The following is a 15475-nucleotide window of genomic DNA, read 5'->3' on the forward strand; positions in this document are numbered from 1 at the left end:
GACTGTGATTCCTCGCCGCGCCCGGATGGTCGACGGCGTGTGCATTCCATGCACGCCCGACCCTACGCCCCCACAGGCATCCCGGGGAGTAGGCCATTGGTTGTAGGCGCCCGGGCAGGAGCGCGGCGGGAACGTTAGAATGGGCGGATGACCCAGCTCCCTTTCGACCTCCTCGCCACCGATGGCGCGGCCCGGCGTGGCCGTCTCCGATTCGGCCGCGGCACCGTGGAAACCCCGGCGTTCATGCCGGTGGGCACCTACGGTTCCGTCAAGGCCATGACCCCCCGCGACGTGCTCGACACCGGCGCGGAGATCATCCTCGGCAACACCTTCCACTTGTTCCTGCGCCCGGGCCTGGAGATCGTCGGCGAATTCGGCGGCCTGCATAAGTTCATCGGCTGGGACAAGCCGATCCTTACCGATTCCGGTGGCTTTCAGGTCTTTTCGCTGGCACATAAGCGCAAGATCACCGAAGAAGGCGTCACATTCGCCTCTCCCGTGGACGGCTCGAAGGTGTTCCTTTCGCCCGAGGAGTCCATGCGGATCCAGAAGGTGCTGGATTCGGACGTGGCCATGATCTTCGACGAATGCACGCCTTACCCGGCCACCGAGAAGGTCGCTTCCGATTCGATGGAGCTCAGCCTGCGCTGGGCCGAAAGATCACGTCAGGCCTTCGACGACCTGAAGAATCCGAATGCCCTGTTCGGCATCGTCCAGGGCAGCACGTATGAAAACCTGCGCCACCGGTCGGCCGAGCGGCTGATCGAGATCGGCTTCGACGGCTATGCCGTGGGTGGTCTCGCCGTGGGTGAGCCGGAGGCAGAGCGCAACCACACCCTCGACCTCACGCTGCACGTCCTGCCGAAGGACCGGCCGCGTTACCTCATGGGTGTGGGCCGTCCGGAGGACATCGTCGAGGCCGTGCGCCGCGGTGTCGACATGTTCGACTGCGTGATGCCGACGCGTAACGCCCGCAATGGATTCCTGTTCACTCGGGAGGGCACGTTACGCATACGTAACGCGAAGTTCTCCATGGATACGCGCGTTATCGAGGAAGATTGCGACTGTTACGCCTGCGCCAACGGCTTCAGCCGGGCCTATCTGCGCCATCTGGATCGCTGCAACGAAATCCTCGGCAGCCAGCTGGCTACGATGCACAACCTGCGCCACTACCAGCGCCTGATGGCTGGCCTTCGCGGCGCGATCGAGGCTGGCACGCTGGACGACTTCGTCGCTGACTTCTACGCCGCGCGGCGCAAGGCCGAAGTCGACGGCTGACTTGCGGGTGCTCTCCGGCGCCCCCAAGCCTTGGCGGGGCGCCGTACATAAGCACCGGGGTGCGTGGCATAATCCACGATCTTTTTACGTGAGCAGCCGCTTTTCCGTGGCTGTTCCATGACTTGCGAGAATTGACGATGAGCCTTCCGACCTTCGCCGCCATTGCACAGGCCACCGCTCCCGCTGCCGGGGCCACCCAGGGTGGGGCACTCGGCCTCTCGCCGCTGATCATGATGGCGGTGCTGTTCGGCATCTTCTATTTCATGATGATTCGCCCGCAGATGAAGCGCCAGAAAGAGCATCGGAACCTGCTGTCCGCGCTCGCCAAGGGCGACGAAGTGGTGATGGGCGGCGGTCTTGCCGGCCGCATCGAAGACGTGGGCGAGTCCTTCGTTCGCGTGGAGATCGCCCCGGGCACCGTTGTTCAGGTGCAGAAGGGTTCGATCACCCAGGTCCTGCCGAAGGGCAGCCTCAAAAAGTCCTGAGCTTCGTCTCAATGGCGTCAGCCGCGGCCGCTTGTGGCCGCTTTTCATGGAATGGCAAGGCATGAGTGATTTTCCACGCTGGAAGTACGCGCTGGTCGTGATCGTGTTGCTGCTCGGCATCGTTTACGCGTTGCCGAACGTCTTCCCGGCCCAGCCGGCGGTACAGATCTCGGGTAACCGCGGCGCGACGGTCGATGCGGCACTGAAAACCAAGGTCGAGGACATCCTCGCCACGGCGAAAACGCCGGCCACGGTGATCGACGTCGATGCGAAAACCAGCCGCCTGCTGGCACGCTTCGCCACGGCGGATGCGCAGACCAAGGCGGCGGACGCTCTGCGCACCACCCTGGGCGAGAGCTACACGGTGGCGCTCAACCAGGCCTCGACCGTGCCGACCTGGCTGCAGTCGATCAATGCCTTCTCGATGCCGCTCGGCCTGGACCTTCAGGGTGGCGTGCACTTCCTGATGGAAGTGGATCAGGGCGCGGTGATCGATGCGCAGGAAACGCGCTACACCGATGACATCCGGGCATTGCTGCGCGAGAAGAAGGTGTCCTACGACGCCGTCAATCGCAATGCGCGCGGCCAGGGCGTCAGTGTGGTGCTGCGTACAGACGCCGACCGCCAGGCGGCGGCTGCCCTCATCGCTACCGACTACCCGGAACTCACGACGACCGACGGTGAGGCCACGGGCAATCGTTTCATCCTCAATGCGGTGATCAAGCCGGCCAAGCTGCGCGAGCTGTCGCAGAGCATGATCACGCAGAACCTCACCACGCTGCGCCAGCGCGTTAACGCCCTGGGCGTGTCCGAGCCGCTGATCCAGCAGCAGGGCGCCAACCAGATCGTGGTGGAACTCGCCGGCGTGCAGGACACCGCCGAGGCGAAGAAGATCATCGGTGCCGTGGCCACGCTGCAGTACCGCGCCGGCCTGTACACGCCGCCGCAGGCTGCCGACGCCGCCCGCTCGGGTAGCGTACCGCCGGATGCCAAGCTGTACTACGGTCGTGACGGCCGTCCGTACCTGCTGAGCAAGACCATCATCGCTACGGGCGACGAGCTCACCTCGGCCGTTTCCGGTCGCGACCAGACCAACGGCACGCCCAACGTAAGCGTCTCGCTGAACAGCTCCGGCGCGCGCAAGATGCAGGACTTCACCAACGGCAATGTCGGCAAGCCGATGGCGGTGCTCTACATCACGCGCACCACTGAAACGAAGATGGTCGACGGCAAGGAAGTGAAGACGCCGAAGATCACCGAAGAGGTGATCAACTACGCGAACATCAGCTCGCCGTTCGGCAAGCAGTTCTCGACCAACGGCCTGCCCAGCGATTCGGAAGCTTCGGAACTGGCCCTGCTGCTTCGCGGCGGTTCGCTCGCGGTGCCGATCGACATCGTCGGTGAGAGCGTGATCGGTCCCAGCCTTGGCGCGGACAACATCGACAAGGGCTTCAAGGCGGTGATGCTCGGCCTCGGGCTGGTGCTGGTGGCCGCGGCGATCTACTACAAGCTGTTCGGTCTCGTCGCCGACATCGCGCTGTTCTTCAACCTGGTGCTGCTCATCGCGGTCATGTCGATGATCCACGTCACCCTGACCATGCCGGGCATCGCGGGTATCGTGCTGACCCTCGGTATGGCGATCGACGCCAACGTGCTGATCTGCGAGCGCATCCGCGAAGAACTGCGTAACGGCTCCTCGCCGCTGGCTGCGATCCGCACCGGCTACGACAAGGCCTGGGCGACGATTCTCGACGCCAACGTGACCCACCTGCTCGCCGCGCTCGGCCTGATGACCATGGGCTCGGGTCCGATCAAGGGCTTCGGTGTCACGCTTTTCATCGGTATCCTCACGTCGATGTTCACGTCGGTGACGGTCACGCACGCCATCACCGCGCTGATCCACGGCGGCCGCAAGCTCAAGACCCTGTCGGTCTGAGGAGGAAGCCATGGAAATCTTCAACCACAATTCGAACTTCAACTTCCTCGGCCTGCGTCGTTTCAGCATCGGCCTCGGCATCCTGCTGATGGTCGGCTCGATCAGCCTGATCCTCACCAAGGGCTTCAACTACGGCCAGGACTTCGTCGGCGGCGTAGCCGTCGAGGTGGAATACCAGGCCCCGATCGATCCGGCGGACGTTCGCTCGGCGCTGGAGAAATCCGGCCTCGAGAATCCGCTGGTCCAGGCCGTTGGCGGCACGCGTGACTACACCATCCGCATGCAGCCGAAGGACGACAAGAACTCGGTCTCCCTGACCGGCGACGAAGCCGCCGCCAAGGTCGCGGGCGATGTCATCGCCGCGCTCAAGGTCTCGCGTCCCGACGTGATCCAGAAGAGCCGCTCGTTCGTCGGCCCGCAGGTCGGTGAAGAGCTGCGCAGCGACGGCGTGGTCGCCGTGGCCTTCGTCATCATCGGCATCATGGGTTACCTGTGGCTCCGCTTCGAGTGGCGTTTTGCCGTCGCGGCGCTGGCCACCGAGATCCATGACGTCCTGGTCACCCTGGGCATCTTCGCGATCACCCAGCGCGATTTCGACCTGACCGTGCTTGCCTCGGTGCTCGCCGTGGTCGGTTACTCGATCAACGACAAGGTGGTCGTGTTCGACCGTGTCCGCGAACTGTTCCGCGCCAGCCGTAATGCGACGCCGGAAGAGGTGCTCAACCGTTCGATCAACAGCACGCTGTCGCGAACGATCATCACCTCGCTGTTCACCGGTATCACCATGGCGGCGCTGTTCTTCATCGGCGGCCCGGTGGTTCACGGCTTCGCGATCACCATGCTCATCGGCATCCTGGTCGGCACGCTGTCCTCCATCTTCATCGCCAGCCCGATCCTGCTGTGGCTCGGCGTGTCGAAGAAGGATCTCATGCCGCGCAGCAAGGAAGATCCGGAGCTGGAGCGTCGTCCGTAAGTCGGCGGCCCCCACAGGTCAATCCCCACAGGGTCAATCCCCACAAGGTCAAACAAAGAAGCCCGCCATTTCTGGCGGGCTTCTTTGTTTGTCACACCCCGTCCCTGAGATCAGAATTCGTCCCTGTCCTCGATAGCGCCTTCCGTGTCGTTGGCGAGCGTCAGCACGACGTAGGCGGAGCCTACGAGTGACGCGCAAAGCCATGCGTAGACCATCTGTATCGCTGTCCTGGGAATCGCGGCGGCGACCCTGGGCGCGAGCGCCAGGCCGATGAGGCCGGCAATCGCGAGGACGGCGGATACGGTCCACGCCAGACGCCGGGAAGGCGACGTAGTGGTGATGACGTTCATGTGGTGCCCCTGTTGCCCCTGTTTCGCGGTCGTCGTGAATGCTGTGTGAGGCCGCTTGATGTAGGAAATACCCTACAAGAACTTGTGGGGCAAGTGCCCATCGGCTGAACCATGGGTGTGATCCGTGTCACGTTTTCTCAGGTAAAGCCCCCAAGGTCCCGGCTGGGCTAGAATTTCCACCCCCGATGAGGTTTCACCCATGGCAGAACGCGAATTTCCAGGCTTCACCCTGCGCAGCAGCGCCACCCAGGACGGCTCCCGCTTCAAGGCGCTGCTGTCATCGCATCCGGTGGCCAAGGGCTTCCCCAGCTATTTCACCGTCTACGATCAGCGCAGCTTCCGCGACGAGGACAGCGCACGGGCGGCGGCGGAGAAGGCGCTAGGTCTGGTGCTGGAAGTGGATGATGAGGGCGCGCCGGTGTTTGCCGAGGACGAGACCGGCTTCGACGACGACAAGCTCGAAGGTGCGTTGCCGGGTGAGCCGCTGGGCGACGAGTCGGACGACGAAGACCTAGACGAAGACGAAGACGACCACCATCACAGGGGCGCCTGACCCCGGTCAGTGCGGCATGGCGTCGCCCACCGCCTTCAGCAGGCTGCGGCGGTCGTAGGGTTTGGCCAGGAAGGCGGCCAGTGTGCCCAGCCTGCCCGTGGCTTGAGCTGCATCCCCTGAAACGACCACGCAGATCACCGGGTTTCCCCGCCGGTGCAGTTCCCGCACAAGATCGATGCCATCCATCTCCCCCGGCATGTTCACGTCGGTGAGCACAAGGCCCACCTCCGGATGCGCGGCGAGGACAGTCAGCGCCGCATTGGCGTTCATGGCAGTAAGCACCTCATACCCCTCCCGCTCCAGCATGTAGCTGGTGATGTCGAGTACGTTGGGGTCGTCTTCCACGACAAGTACATGTCCGGCGGCGGTCATGGGCAATCCCTTGGGGCGATGGCCGGCACTCTCCGCTTGCTGTCGTGCGGGCGACGTGACAGATATGCCTTGACACGAAGCCGTGCCGCGGTGCGTCATATCACGGCACACGGCTAGGGGAAGGCGGGCGCGCCATGAGCACTGGGGACGGGCGGTACAGGCAGTTTGTCGAGGCCTCCGCCGATTGCATGAAAGAGCTCGACCGAGAAGGGGTCATCCGCTTCGTGGCCGGTCTTGGCTGCGCGGCGCTGGCGCCGGAAGGCGTCGATCACTTGCTGGGCACTCGGTGGCTGGATCTCTGGCCCGTGGAGGCACGCGACATGGTTGCGCGGGCGCTCGATCGCGCGGCAGCCGGGGAGCGAGTGGACTTCGTCAGCGCCCGGCGCACCTCGGTGGGCACGTCCCGCTGGTGGGAAGTCATGGTGGCCCCCGTCGTCTGCAACGACACCCTCGATCACTTCATCGTGATCAGTCGCGACGTCACCGAGCGGGTCGCCCTGCAGGCGGCGCTCGAGGCGATCAACGAGCTCCTGCAGGACCGATTGAACGAGTCGGTCGCCCGGTCGGCCAGCGCCACGACACAGTACGGCAGCCTGCTCGAGCGGCTGGAAGCCGAACACGGCGCCCGGCGGCAAGCGGAAAGTTCGCTGGCGGGTGTCAGCGAGCAACTGGCGATGGCCCAGCGGGGGCGGGACCTTGCGGAGGCCAGTGCGCGTCAGGCCCAGAAGCAGCAGGCGATCGGCCAGCTGGTCAGCGGTATCGCCCACGACTTCAACAACATGCTGCAAACGGTGATCGTGAGCCTGTCGGGTCTGCAGGACGATGTGGACGAACTCGCACCGCGGCACCGGCGCATGCTCACCTACGCCGTCGAAGGCGCCCGGCACGCCACGGCGTTGACCCGGCGGTTGCTTGCCTTCGCCCGGAACCAGCAGGCCCGTCCCGAACCCTTCGATCTGGGCGACATCGTGGAAGGATTCGCGGATTTTGCGCGTCATGGAATGAGTGGGCGTATCGCCATCGAGGTCTATCGCCAGCCCGGGCCGCTACCCGTATGGCTCGACCGTCACGGTTTCGAACAGGCCCTCATGAATGTCTGCCTCAACGCCCGGGATGCCATGGAGGGGATGGGCAAGATAGTGATCGAGGTCGGTGAGCGCATGGGCGGCGGGTCCACGGGCGAGGTTATGCGCGAGCGCGCCGCCACCCGACAGATTTTCGTCAGTGTGACGGATACGGGCGGAGGCATGGCGGAGGACGTCCGTCAGCGCTTGTTCGAGCCGTACTTCACGACCAAGGAAGGCGGCTCGGGCCTGGGTCTGGCCCAGGTCTACGGGACGGTGGCGCAGGCCGGTGGCGGCATCGAGATCGAGAGCGAGGCCGGCGTCGGCACCCGCATCCGGCTCGTGTTTCCGCGCTATCCCGAACCGCTCGAGTTGCCGGAGTGAATCGTTCAGAAAACGTGACGAAGTTCCTCAATTTTTAGCCATGGCGGCCGATAAGAAAGACGACTGGGAAGGAAGCACGTCATGTTGGTCATCATTGGTTTTATCGTCGTCCTGGTCTCGGTGCTTGGCGGCTATGTGCTCTCGCACGGTTCGATCGGCGCCCTCTGGCAGCCGTACGAACTGCTGATCATCTTCGGCGCCGCCGTGGGTGCGTTCGTCAGCGCCAATTCGATCGACATCGTGAAGAGTGCTGGCCGTGACGCCATCGGCCTGTTCAAGGGCCCGCGTTACCGCAAGCAGGACTACATCGACCTGCTGTCCCTGCTGTACGACATCTTCACCAAGATGCGTAAGGAAGGGCAGCTGGGCATGGAATCCCACATCGAGGACCCGGCCAACAGCAGCCTGTTCTCCGCCTACCCGCGCCTGATCGCGGAGCACCACCTCATCGACTTCGTCACGGACTGTCTGCGCCTCATCGTTGGCGGCAGCATGGATCCCCACGAGCTCGAACAGCTGCTCGATGTCGAGCTGGAAACGCATCACCACGAGGCGATGGCACCGGCCCTGGCCGTGCAGAAGATGGCGGACGCGCTGCCGGGCTTTGGTATCGTCGCGGCGGTGCTGGGCATCGTCATCACGATGAAATCCATCGATGGCGATGCCGCGGTGATCGGCGAGCACATCGCTGGCGCGCTGGTGGGCACGTTCCTCGGCATCCTTCTTTCCTACGGCTTCGTCGGTCCGCTGTCGGCGGCGATGGAGGCGCGTGTGAGTACGGATGGCCGTGCCTTCGAGTGCGTGAAGGTGGGTCTGCTGGCCAACCTGCGCGGATACAACCCGATGGTCTCGGTCGAATTCGCCCGCAAATCGCTGCAGACCACCACGCGGCCGAGTTTCCAGGACCTCGAAGCGCATCTGAAGAGCGCGCGGTAAGTCCCCGATGAGTGACCTGAAGCAAGTCATCATCGTCCGCAAGAAGAAACGGGGTGCTCACGCGCACCACGGCGGCGTTTGGAAGGTGGCCTACGCCGACTTCGTCACGGCCATGATGGCGTTCTTCCTGGTCATGTGGCTGGTCGGCGCCGGCACCAAGCAGCAGCGCGCGGCGATCTCCGAATACTTCAAGAACCCGAGCATGACCCAGGGCCAGTCGACCATGGCGCCCTCGGGCAAGATGGGGCCGGGCGGTGCCAGCACCAGCATGATCAAGCTCGGTGGTGCAATGGACCTGCCCAAGGGGCCGGGCGACAACCAGGCCTTCGCCAAGCCGAGTGGGTCGGACATCGACAAGCTGGCCAAGGAAAAGGAGAAGCGTCGTCTCGAGCAGCTGATGAAAGACCTGACCGAGGCGATCGCCAAGAGCCAGGCCATGGCGCCGTACAAGGACCAGTTGCTGATCGACATCACGTCGGAAGGCCTGCGCATCCAGATCGTCGACAAGCAGAACCGTCCGATGTTCGACACCGGCAGCGGCGCCCTCAAGCCCTACACCGTGCAGATCCTTCACGAGCTGGCGGGCTTCGTGAACCAGGTGCCGAACAAGATCAGCATCTCTGGCCATACGGATAACGCGCCGTACATTCGCGCAGACAGCGCCTACGGTAACTGGGAGCTCTCCGCTGACCGCGCGAATGCCGCGCGCCGTACGCTCACCGAGGGTGGCATGCAGCCGGACAAGGTCGCCCGCGTGGTGGGCCTGGCGGCGTCGGTGCCGTTCGACAAGACCGATCCGTCCTCGGCGATCAATCGCCGCATCAGCATCGTGGTGATGACGAACGAGGCGGCGAGGGCCGCCTTGTCGACGGAAGTCGCGGACGAGGCAAAAACGCTCCCGGCCGTGCCGACGCTGCATTCGGCGGAAGCCGAGCATGTGAGCGGCGGCGCGCCTGACGCACCGGCCGGCACCTCGGCATCGGCGGTCGGCAGCGCCATGCCGGTGGCCGCGGAAGGCACGCCAGGCGGCTGACCGGCACGGACCTTCACGTGCAGCAACCGGGGTGAGGCGTCCACTCGTCACTTGACCGACGAGGGACCTTCCGATGCGTTGTGCCTGCCTGATGACCTTGGCCGCCCTGACCACCGCGCTCGGCGCGTGTACAGAGAGTGCAAGGCTGCCGGGCGAAGCGGGCATGGGTCCGAAACCGACCTTGCCAACGCCGGACAAGCGACTGATTCCCACGCTGCATATTGCCGATGCGAAGGGATGGCCGGCAGGAACGACGCCGACGCCCGCCAGTGGGCTTGCCGTGACGGCATTCGCCCGTGGCCTGGATCATCCACGGTGGATCTACGTGCTGCCCAACGGTGACGTACTGGTCGCCGAAACCAATGCGCCGCCCAAGCCGGACGACAGCAAGGGCATCCGTGGTTGGGTCCAGGGCAAGGCGATGAAGCGTGCCGGGTCGGTGACACCGAGCGCGAACCGGATCACGCTGCTGCGCGACACCGACGGCGATGGCGTCGCCGAAACGCGCACGGTCTTCCTTACCGGCCTGCACTCGCCCTTCGGCATGGTCCTCGTTGGCAACGATTTCTACGTGGCGGACAGCGACGCCCTCTTGCGCTTTCACTACAGCGAAGGCGCCACCGCGATCACGGGGCCGGGCGTCAGGATCGCCGATCTCCCTGCGGGTCAGATCAATCACCATTGGACAAAGAACGTCATTGCGAGCCCGGACGGCAAGACGCTCTATGTGACGGTCGGATCGAACAGCAACGCCGCCGAGAACGGCATGCCGGCTGAAGACCGCCGCGCCGGCATCCTCGAAATCGATCCGGCCACCGGCGCCTCGCGCGTCTTCGCCTCGGGACTGCGTAACCCGAACGGCATGGGCTGGCAGCCGCAAAGCAAGGCGCTCTGGGTCGCTGTCAATGAACGCGATGAACTGGGCAGCGACCTCGTTCCCGACTACATGACGGCGGTGAAGGAAGGGGGGTTCTACGGCTGGCCGTATAGCTGGTACGGCAACCACGTCGATTCGCGGGTCGTTCCTCCGCGGCCCGACATGGTCGGCAAGGCCATCGTTCCCGATTACGCGCTCGGGGCGCATACCGCGTCGCTGGGCCTGGCCTTCTACGCCGGTGGGGGTGTATTGCCGTCGCACTACGTCAACGGCGCCTTTATCGGGCAGCATGGTTCATGGAACCGGCGCCCCTTCAGTGGCTACAAGGTCGTCTTCGTTCCATCACGGATGGACGTCCATCTGGCATGCCCGAAGACGTCCTCTCCGGCTTCCTCGGCGCCGAGGGAGAAGCCTATGGCCGCCCGGTTGGCGTAGCCATCGACGGGCGTGGCGCACTACTGGTCGCGGACGACGTCGGCAACGCCATCTGGCGTGTCGCGCCGCCCGTTTCATCCCGAAATGCGGGTCACTTGCAACCGTCACCTTCCCCGGTCAGTATCGGGGTACAGGGGAAGGAAAAGCGCAATGGAAAATCACAGTAAGTTCAGAGTGGTGGCCAAGGCGGTTAAGTATCACGACGACGGCGGTGGACAGGTTTACCGGTCGAGTTACCGGATCCTGGATCACGTCGGCGAAGAGATCGAAACCAACACCGGTACCAACGATTTCGACGATATCACCAGTGCATTCAACGAAGCGTTCGCCATGGGTCATGAGCGCCTGCGTGCACTGAGCACCGAAACGATCCAGTAAGCCTGATCTGATTAAGCACGTCTGATCACGCGCGTCGGGAGTCCAGGTTTTCTCGCAGTTCGTCGAGCTGCGCTGGTGTCCCGACGTTGCGCCAGAAATCGCTGTACTTTTCACCGGAAAGCCGGCCCGCCGCGATGGCGCGCTGGTACATCGGCAGCAGCTTGAAGCGCCCCGCGACTTCGTCCTCGACGATCTCGCGCCGGTAAACGCCAACGTTGCCGAAAGTCAGGCGCTCCGCGCCGGTCGGCCCGTCTCCCTCGTATAGCCGTCCATCCTTCAGCGCGAAGTCGCCGCCCGGGTGGAAATCGGGATTCTCGACCATGACCAGGTGAGCGACGCCCTCGGGCTCACGGGGTAGCGCGGTGTAGTCGATGTCGCTCCAGATATCGGCGCTCACGACGATGAAGGGCTCCGGGCCAAGCAGGGGCAGGGCGTTGTGCATGCCGCCGCCGGTTTCCAGCGGGGTCGGGCCCTCGTAGGAATACCGGAGTCGCACGCCCCACCGCGAGCCGTCGCCCAGCACGCTGGGGAACTGGTCCGCGAGGTGCGAGGTGTTGATGACGATGTAACGCACGTCGGCGGCAGCGAGCTTTTCGATGTGATGCACGATCAGTGGCTTGCCAAGCACCTCGAGAAGCGGTTTTGGCGTATGCGTGGTGAGCGGACGCATGCGCTCGCCGAGTCCGGCGGCGAGGATCAGCGCATGCCTCATGCCTTCACCGGGACGCGGATGTCGCGCTGGCCGATCTTCGTTTCGATCAGGTCCGCCAACGGCGCGACGTCGGCATGCCGGCGGGCGGTATCCAGCACGTAGCGCAAGACGCGGGGCAGGTCGTCGAGGTAACCGGGCTTGCCATCGCGATAGCACAGCCGGCAGAACAACCCCAGGATCTTGATATGGCGCTGCAGGCCGGTGAGATCGAACCAGCGGCGGAAACGATCGGCATCCACCTTCTCCTCGAGCAGGTGGGCATCGAGCAGGCGCAGGCGGTAGGCCTCCACCCAGCCTTCCACCCGCTCGTTGTCCCAGACGATATACGCGTCGCGAAGCAGCGAGGCGAGGTCGTAGGTGAGCGGTCCCGACATGGCGCCCTGGAAGTCGATCACGCCGGGCGAGCGCTCCGTGGTCACCAGCAGGTTGCGACTGTGGAAGTCGCGATGCATGAAGGCGCGTGGCTGCTCGGCGATGGCGTGCATGATGGCGGTGAACGCGTTCTCGACGATGTCCCACTCGCCACATTCCAGCGTCACGCCAAGATGCCTCTCCAGCAACCATGCCGGCATGATTTCCATTTCCATGGTCTGCCAGGCGTGATCGAAGGCGGGTAGCCCTTCGGTGCTTACGTGCATCTGCATGCGGAGCAGGGCGTCGAGTGCATCGCCGTACAAGGCGTCGACCGTGTGATCGTCCAGTTCCGGGAGGTACGTACGCGTGCCGAGATCTTCGATGAGCAGGAACCCTTGCTGCAGGTCCGCGACCATCACCGTCGGTACGTGCAGGCCGGCATCCGCCAGTCGCTTGCCGATGGCGACCCAGGGCGCAGGATCTTCCTTGTCCGGCGGCGAGTCCATGACGATCACCGGCTGGCCATCGACATAGCCGCGCCAGTAGCTACGGAAGCTGGCATCGGCCGAGGCACTTTCCAGCAGGAGTTCGTGCTGGCCGGTGACGTGGCGCGCCCACGCGAGGCGGGCGGCTGAGCGGTCTTCGAGGGTGGTCATGCGGGCTCTGCGAAACGGGGCTATCCGCGAGCTTAGAACGTTTGCGTGAGCCTGTCATAGCACCCGTTTGGTGCGTAGTGATGGGGCGGTTGTTGTGCAATGCAACGTGTGGTTATCTTGGTTGCACGGGGCCGCTATCGGGGGTGGGTGGATGGAAGACGACTGTAAGTCCGCGTCCATGACGCGTCGCGATTTACTGCGCATGATCGGCGTCGCAGGCGGTGGCGCCTTGATGTACCAGGCGATGAACAACCTTGGCTTTGCCGCGGAATCGCCGTACCGTCGGTCGGGTCCTTTGCAGGGCACGGGGCGCGGCACGGTTCTCATCCTCGGTGCCGGTCTGGCTGGCCTGGTCGCTGCCTACGAGCTGGGCAAGGCGGGCTACAAGGTCCAGGTGCTCGAGTACAACGCTCGCGCAGGTGGTCGCAACTGGACACTCCGCGGTGGCGATGAGTACACCGAGCTGGGTGGACACAAGCAGGTGTGCGCGTTCGACAAGGGCCTGTACTTCAACCCAGGGCCATGGCGTATTCCTTACCACCATCACGGCGTGCTCGATTACTGCCGCCAGTTCGGCATTCCGCTCGAGCCCTTCGTGCAGGTCAATCACAATGCCTACCTGCATAGTGTCAGCGCGTACGGCGGTAAGCCGCAACGGCTGCGCGAAGTGCAAGCCGATCTCAACGGCGGTGTTGCGGAGCTGCTTGCAAAGGCGAGTGACAAGGGTCGGCTCGACGACCTGGTGAGCAAGGAGGATCGCGAAGTCCTGCTCGAAGCATTGCGAGAACTGGGTGGCCTCGACAAGCAGTTTCGCTATGTCGAAGGCCGCGACAGCAGCGAGCGCCGCGGCTTTGCCAAACATGCCGGCGGCGGTCCCGACGGTAAACCCGAGTTCTCCCGGCCGAATGGCCTGTCCGATGTATTGCACGCGAAACTATGGGCTTCGCTAGGCACCAACGAACAGCAGGAATACCAGACCACGCTGATGCAGCCGATCGGCGGCATGGATGCGATCTCGAAAGCGTTCGTCGAACGCATCGGCCATGTCGTGACCTACAACGCCAAGGTCACCGCGATCGCCCAGGACGAGCACGGCGTCACCGTGACCTATGAGGACGCGAGGTCCGCGGGCCAGCCACGCCAGGCAAAGGCGGACTGGTGCGTGTGCACGATTCCCTTGTCCATCCTCAGTCAGATCCCGATCCAGGTATCGGCGGCCAAGGCCGAGGCGATCTCGGCCGTTCCCTATTGGGCGTCGTCGAAGGTCGGCCTGCAGTTCGATCGTCGCTTCTGGGAGGAGGACGAGGCCATCTACGGTGGCATCACCAGCACCGACCTTCCGATCGGCATGATTTCGTACCCAAGTCACGGGTTCGGCACGAAGAAGGGCGTGTTGCTGGGTTCCTACACGTTCTCGACGGAGGCGTTCGAGTTCACGTCACTCACACCGGCCGAGCGCGTGCGCAAGGGCGTCGAGCAGGGAGCGATGATCCACCCCCAATACACGAAGTCGTTCGAGAACGGCATGGCCGTCGCCTGGCATCGTTCGCCGTTCACGCTGGGCTGCTTCGGTGGATGGAACGACGCGAGTCGTGCGAAGCACTATGCGGATATCTGTTCGATGGATGGACGCATCGTGCTGGCGGGTGAGCACGCGTCCTACCTGCCGGCCTGGCAGGAGGGTGCGATCCTCTCGTCGCTTTCGGCGATCGATGCCTTGCATGCGCGCGCCGGCGCGGGAGGTCGCTCATGAGGCGCGCGATCATAATGTCCGCGTGGCTCGTCGCGAGCGCGGTGCACGCACAGAACAGCGACCCCGCCTTCATCGCCGACAAGGACATTCCGCATGCGACGGGCGAACAGCTGTTCACACACATCTGCCAGGGTTGCCACATGCCCGACGGCAAGGGGGCGGTCGGTGCCGGTCACTACCCGGCGCTTGCGAATAATCCGAAGCTCGCCTCCGCCGCCTATCCCGTCGTGATGGTGATCAACGGGCGCGGGGCCATGCCGTCGTTCGGCAACGGCTTGTCCGACGCGCAGATCGCCGGCGTCGTGAACTACGTCCGCACGCACTTCGGCAATGCCTATACCGACACCCTCAAGCCCGAAGACGTCACACCGTTTCACCCTGCCAAGCCGCCCTCGGAGGGCATGTGACATGTTGAAGAGAGTCATCCTCGTACCGTTGCTGCTCATGGCCGTGGCACCTGCCTTCGCCGCCGACGTGGTTCGCCACAAGATCCCGAACAGCACCTTCCCGATCTCGGCCGCGGTGGAAGTCCCGGCGGGCAAGACCCTGGTCTTCCTCAGTGGCGCCGTGCCGCCCGTCGCGGACACCACCGCGCCTAAGGACACGCCGCAAGCCTATGGCGACACCCGCACCCAGACCATCGGCGTCCTGACTTCGATCGACAAGCAGCTCAAGGGCATGGGGCTGTCCCTGGGCGATGTCGTGAAGATGCAGGTTTTCCTGGTGGGGGACCCGGCTAAGGGCGGCAAGATGGACTTCGGCGGCTTCATGGCGGGCTACACGCAATTCTTTGGCACCCCGGCCCAGCCGAACCTGCCGTCTCGCTCTGCGATGCAGGTGGCGGGGCTCGCGAGCCCCAACTTCCTGGTCGAGATCGAGGTGACCGCCGTCCGCCCGTGAGGCCTTCTGCCTGGGCGGTGGTATTAAGCCACCGCTCCGGCGTGTA

At 64.2% G+C, this 15475-nt stretch carries 16 protein-coding genes and 1 pseudogene; 13 read left to right on the forward strand and 4 right to left on the reverse strand.

What is annotated here, in order from left to right:
• Positions 1-147: 147 nt before the first annotated feature.
• The 4 genes from tgt (at position 148) to secF (ending at position 4672) form a co-directional block, all read left to right on the forward strand.
• Entirely contained in the window at positions 148-1278 is a 1131-nt protein-coding gene (gene tgt / locus HB634_RS11180; RefSeq protein ID WP_063570441.1) for a tRNA guanosine(34) transglycosylase Tgt, read from the forward strand.
• A gap of 137 nt (positions 1279-1415) precedes the next feature.
• Positions 1416-1763 carry a preprotein translocase subunit YajC gene (gene yajC, locus HB634_RS11185; protein WP_063570442.1) on the forward strand — a complete coding sequence of 116 codons (348 nt, stop codon included), beginning with the start codon at positions 1416-1418 and terminating at the stop codon, positions 1761-1763.
• 61 nt (positions 1764-1824) lie between these two features.
• Positions 1825-3699, forward strand: a complete 1875-nt coding sequence (gene secD, locus HB634_RS11190; RefSeq protein WP_063570443.1) for a protein translocase subunit SecD — start codon at positions 1825-1827, stop codon at positions 3697-3699.
• A 10-nt stretch (positions 3700-3709) separates the two neighbouring features.
• Positions 3710-4672, forward strand: coding sequence for a protein translocase subunit SecF (gene secF / locus HB634_RS11195; RefSeq protein ID WP_063570444.1), 963 nt, complete (start codon positions 3710-3712; stop codon positions 4670-4672).
• Between the two features lie 110 nt (positions 4673-4782).
• Here secF and HB634_RS11200 read toward each other — a convergent pair whose 3' ends face one another.
• Positions 4783-5022, reverse strand: a complete 240-nt coding sequence (locus HB634_RS11200) for a hypothetical protein (protein ID WP_063570445.1) — start codon at positions 5020-5022, stop codon at positions 4783-4785.
• Positions 5023-5221: 199 nt separating this feature from the next.
• On the opposite strand from HB634_RS11200, the gene HB634_RS11205 reads away from it, so the two are divergent.
• Positions 5222-5575 carry a hypothetical protein gene (locus tag HB634_RS11205; RefSeq protein WP_213948638.1) on the forward strand — a complete coding sequence of 118 codons (354 nt, stop codon included), beginning with the start codon at positions 5222-5224 and terminating at the stop codon, positions 5573-5575.
• Positions 5576-5581: 6 nt separating this feature from the next.
• On the opposite strand, the gene HB634_RS11210 is transcribed toward HB634_RS11205, so the two are convergent.
• Positions 5582-5947: a response regulator gene (locus tag HB634_RS11210; RefSeq protein ID WP_213948639.1), complete on the reverse strand. Its 366-nt coding sequence runs from the start codon at positions 5945-5947 to the stop codon at positions 5582-5584.
• Between the two features lie 134 nt (positions 5948-6081).
• On the opposite strand from HB634_RS11210, the gene HB634_RS11215 reads away from it, so the two are divergent.
• The 5 genes and pseudogenes from HB634_RS11215 to HB634_RS11235 all read left to right on the forward strand — a co-directional run bounded on the left by HB634_RS11215 (position 6082) and on the right by HB634_RS11235 (position 11054).
• Positions 6082-7395, forward strand: a complete 1314-nt coding sequence (locus HB634_RS11215; RefSeq protein WP_255548505.1) for an ATP-binding protein — start codon at positions 6082-6084, stop codon at positions 7393-7395.
• A gap of 81 nt (positions 7396-7476) precedes the next feature.
• Positions 7477-8331, forward strand: a complete 855-nt coding sequence (motA, locus tag HB634_RS11220; protein ID WP_063573709.1) for a flagellar motor stator protein MotA — start codon at positions 7477-7479, stop codon at positions 8329-8331.
• 7 nt (positions 8332-8338) lie between these two features.
• Complete coding sequence (gene motB, locus HB634_RS11225; protein ID WP_063573710.1) at positions 8339-9364, forward strand: flagellar motor protein MotB; 1026 nt, start codon at positions 8339-8341, stop codon at positions 9362-9364.
• A gap of 73 nt (positions 9365-9437) precedes the next feature.
• Positions 9438-10744 (forward strand): annotated as a pseudogene (locus HB634_RS11230) (sorbosone dehydrogenase family protein); the annotation flags it as partial.
• Positions 10745-10826: 82 nt separating this feature from the next.
• The gene (locus HB634_RS11235; protein ID WP_046966000.1) at positions 10827-11054 is read left to right on the forward strand and encodes a hypothetical protein; all 228 of its coding nucleotides are present in this window, start codon (positions 10827-10829) and stop codon (positions 11052-11054) included.
• 25 nt (positions 11055-11079) lie between these two features.
• Here HB634_RS11235 and murU read toward each other — a convergent pair whose 3' ends face one another.
• Together murU and HB634_RS11245 are read right to left on the reverse strand one after the other, a co-directional pair.
• Entirely contained in the window at positions 11080-11766 is a 687-nt protein-coding gene (murU, locus tag HB634_RS11240) for an N-acetylmuramate alpha-1-phosphate uridylyltransferase MurU (protein ID WP_063573360.1), read from the reverse strand.
• Positions 11763-12776: a phosphotransferase gene (locus tag HB634_RS11245; protein WP_213948641.1), complete on the reverse strand. Its 1014-nt coding sequence runs from the start codon at positions 12774-12776 to the stop codon at positions 11763-11765. Before HB634_RS11245 ends, murU begins: the two co-directional genes overlap by 4 nt.
• A gap of 151 nt (positions 12777-12927) precedes the next feature.
• On the opposite strand from HB634_RS11245, the gene HB634_RS11250 reads away from it, so the two are divergent.
• From HB634_RS11250 to HB634_RS11260, 3 genes are read left to right on the forward strand one after another with little or no spacing between them, the layout of a single operon-like run.
• Complete coding sequence (locus HB634_RS11250) at positions 12928-14529, forward strand: flavin monoamine oxidase family protein (protein ID WP_213948642.1); 1602 nt, start codon at positions 12928-12930, stop codon at positions 14527-14529.
• A gap of 14 nt (positions 14530-14543) precedes the next feature.
• Positions 14544-14936 (forward strand): cytochrome c, encoded by a 393-nt coding sequence (locus HB634_RS11255; RefSeq protein ID WP_231873980.1) that lies wholly within the window; start codon positions 14544-14546, stop codon positions 14934-14936.
• 1 nt (position 14937) lies between these two features.
• Complete coding sequence (locus HB634_RS11260) at positions 14938-15429, forward strand: RidA family protein (protein WP_063572991.1); 492 nt, start codon at positions 14938-14940, stop codon at positions 15427-15429.
• Positions 15430-15475: the final 46 nt, after the last annotated feature.

The sequence above is a fragment of the Luteibacter sp. dw_328 genome, from assembly GCF_018449605.1.
Taxonomy (GTDB): Bacteria; Pseudomonadota; Gammaproteobacteria; order Xanthomonadales; family Rhodanobacteraceae; genus Luteibacter.

Coding starts and splice junctions, on each gene's coding strand:
- murU (WP_063573360.1), bottom strand. CDS start 11,766: ATGAGGCATGCGCTGATCCTCGCCGCCGGACTCGGCGAGCGCATGCGT.
- motB (WP_063573710.1), top strand. CDS start 8,339: ATGAGTGACCTGAAGCAAGTCATCATCGTCCGCAAGAAGAAACGGGGT.
- HB634_RS11205 (WP_213948638.1), top strand. CDS start 5,222: ATGGCAGAACGCGAATTTCCAGGCTTCACCCTGCGCAGCAGCGCCACC.
- HB634_RS11215 (WP_255548505.1), top strand. CDS start 6,082: ATGAGCACTGGGGACGGGCGGTACAGGCAGTTTGTCGAGGCCTCCGCC.
- HB634_RS11260 (WP_063572991.1), top strand. CDS start 14,938: ATGTTGAAGAGAGTCATCCTCGTACCGTTGCTGCTCATGGCCGTGGCA.
- HB634_RS11235 (WP_046966000.1), top strand. CDS start 10,827: ATGGAAAATCACAGTAAGTTCAGAGTGGTGGCCAAGGCGGTTAAGTAT.
- motA (WP_063573709.1), top strand. CDS start 7,477: ATGTTGGTCATCATTGGTTTTATCGTCGTCCTGGTCTCGGTGCTTGGC.
- HB634_RS11250 (WP_213948642.1), top strand. CDS start 12,928: ATGGAAGACGACTGTAAGTCCGCGTCCATGACGCGTCGCGATTTACTG.
- yajC (WP_063570442.1), top strand. CDS start 1,416: ATGAGCCTTCCGACCTTCGCCGCCATTGCACAGGCCACCGCTCCCGCT.
- HB634_RS11245 (WP_213948641.1), bottom strand. CDS start 12,776: ATGACCACCCTCGAAGACCGCTCAGCCGCCCGCCTCGCGTGGGCGCGC.
- secD (WP_063570443.1), top strand. CDS start 1,825: ATGAGTGATTTTCCACGCTGGAAGTACGCGCTGGTCGTGATCGTGTTG.
- HB634_RS11210 (WP_213948639.1), bottom strand. CDS start 5,947: ATGACCGCCGCCGGACATGTACTTGTCGTGGAAGACGACCCCAACGTA.
- secF (WP_063570444.1), top strand. CDS start 3,710: ATGGAAATCTTCAACCACAATTCGAACTTCAACTTCCTCGGCCTGCGT.
- HB634_RS11255 (WP_231873980.1), top strand. CDS start 14,544: ATGTCCGCGTGGCTCGTCGCGAGCGCGGTGCACGCACAGAACAGCGAC.
- tgt (WP_063570441.1), top strand. CDS start 148: ATGACCCAGCTCCCTTTCGACCTCCTCGCCACCGATGGCGCGGCCCGG.
- HB634_RS11200 (WP_063570445.1), bottom strand. CDS start 5,022: ATGAACGTCATCACCACTACGTCGCCTTCCCGGCGTCTGGCGTGGACC.